The organism is Corynebacterium sp. LK31, assembly GCF_014335015.1.
GTDB classification, from domain to species: domain Bacteria; phylum Actinomycetota; class Actinomycetes; order Mycobacteriales; family Mycobacteriaceae; genus Corynebacterium; species Corynebacterium jeikeium_D.
In genome coordinates this window covers 1-1,928 of record NZ_PDGW01000020.1, presented here as the reverse complement: position 1 = coordinate 1,928, position 1,928 = coordinate 1, and the positions used below count along the sequence as shown (strand labels likewise).

Sequence of the window (1,928 nt, the reverse complement as noted above, 5' to 3'; positions counted from 1 at the left end):
TTTTTTGGGAAAGTGCTTGTTTGGTTGTCGTTTGCGCGTGTGTGTTGCTGGTGGGTGCCGGGGGCCTTTGTTTGTTTTGGGTCCTTTTGTGCTTGCGGGTGATGGATTGCGTGGCGGCGCCTTTGTTTGGGTGCTTTTCGCGTGGTTTTTTCATTTGTGGGAAAGATCATGGTTGTTCTCTTCTTTTTTGGCCTCGTCGGTTCGAAGGGGAGAACGTTTTATTTTTGGATAACGGCCAGGCCGCATGCATTGTTTGTGTGTGGTGGTTGTTTGTCTGTTTTTGTCAGGTTTTTGGGCCTTTCATTGTTTTTTTGATTCTTCTGATTTGAAGGGTTTTTGATGGAGGGTTTGATCCTGGCTCAGGACGAACGCTGGCGGCGTGCTTAACACATGCAAGTCGAACGGTAAGGCTCCAGCTTGCTGGGGTACACGAGTGGCGAACGGGTGAGTAACACGTGGGTGACCTGCCCTGCACTTCGGGATAAGCCTGGGAAACTGGGTCTAATACCGGATAGGACCGCACCGTGAGGGTGTGGTGGAAAGTTTTTTCGGTGTGGGATGGGCCCGCGGCCTATCAGCTTGTTGGTGGGGTAATGGCCTACCAAGGCGGCGACGGGTAGCCGGCCTGAGAGGGTGGACGGCCACATTGGGACTGAGACACGGCCCAGACTCCTACGGGAGGCAGCAGTGGGGAATATTGCACAATGGGCGGAAGCCTGATGCAGCGACGCCGCGTGGGGGATGACGGCCTTCGGGTTGTAAACTCCTTTCACCATCGACGAAGGGTTTCTGACGGTAGATGGAGAAGAAGCACCGGCTAACTACGTGCCAGCAGCCGCGGTAATACGTAGGGTGCGAGCGTTGTCCGGAATTACTGGGCGTAAAGAGCTCGTAGGTGGTTTGTCGCGTCGTCTGTGAAATTCCGGGGCTTAACTCCGGGCGTGCAGGCGATACGGGCATAACTTGAGTACTGTAGGGGAGACTGGAATTCCTGGTGTAGCGGTGAAATGCGCAGATATCAGGAGGAACACCGGTGGCGAAGGCGGGTCTCTGGGCAGTAACTGACGCTGAGGAGCGAAAGCATGGGGAGCGAACAGGATTAGATACCCTGGTAGTCCATGCCGTAAACGGTGGGCGCTAGGTGTGGGTTTCCTTCCACGGGATCCGTGCCGTAGCTAACGCATTAAGCGCCCCGCCTGGGGAGTACGGCCGCAAGGCTAAAACTCAAAGGAATTGACGGGGGCCCGCACAAGCGGCGGAGCATGTGGATTAATTCGATGCAACGCGAAGAACCTTACCTGGGCTTGACATATACAGGATCGCGCCAGAGATGGTGTTTCCCTTGTGGCTTGTATACAGGTGGTGCATGGTTGTCGTCAGCTCGTGTCGTGAGATGTTGGGTTAAGTCCCGCAACGAGCGCAACCCTTGTCTTATGTTGCCAGCACGTTGTGGTGGGGACTCGTAAGAAACTGCCGGGGTTAACTCGGAGGAAGGTGGGGATGACGTCAAATCATCATGCCCCTTATGTCCAGGGCTTCACACATGCTACAATGGTCGGTACAGTGGGTTGCCAGTCCGTGAGGGCGAGCTAATCCCGCAAAGCCGGTCTCAGTTCGGATCGGGGTCTGCAACTCGACCCCGTGAAGTCGGAGTCGCTAGTAATCGCAGATCAGCAACGCTGCGGTGAATACGTTCCCGGGCCTTGTACACACCGCCCGTCACGTCATGAAAGTCGGTAACACCCGAAGCCAGTGGCCTAACACATTTTGTGGGGGAGCTGTCGAAGGTGGGATTGGCGATTGGGACGAAGTCGTAACAAGGTAGCCGTACCGGAAGGTGCGGCTGGATCACCTCCTTTCTAAGGAGATTATTTTTTCTTTGTGTCATGTGTCATCGTGTTGGTGGCGTGTGGCTATTTTTTGTTTTT

General features: G+C 54.8%; 1 protein-coding gene and 1 rRNA gene. Both read left to right on the top strand.

The window, feature by feature from the left end:
• Positions 1 to 232: hypothetical protein (locus CRD18_RS11060; RefSeq protein ID WP_207106357.1), on the top strand; the 232-nt coding region annotated here is incomplete at its 5' end.
• A 104-nt stretch (positions 233 to 336) separates the two neighbouring features.
• Positions 337 to 1,859: ribosomal RNA gene (locus CRD18_RS07440) — 16S ribosomal RNA — on the top strand.
• Positions 1,860 to 1,928: the final 69 nt, after the last annotated feature.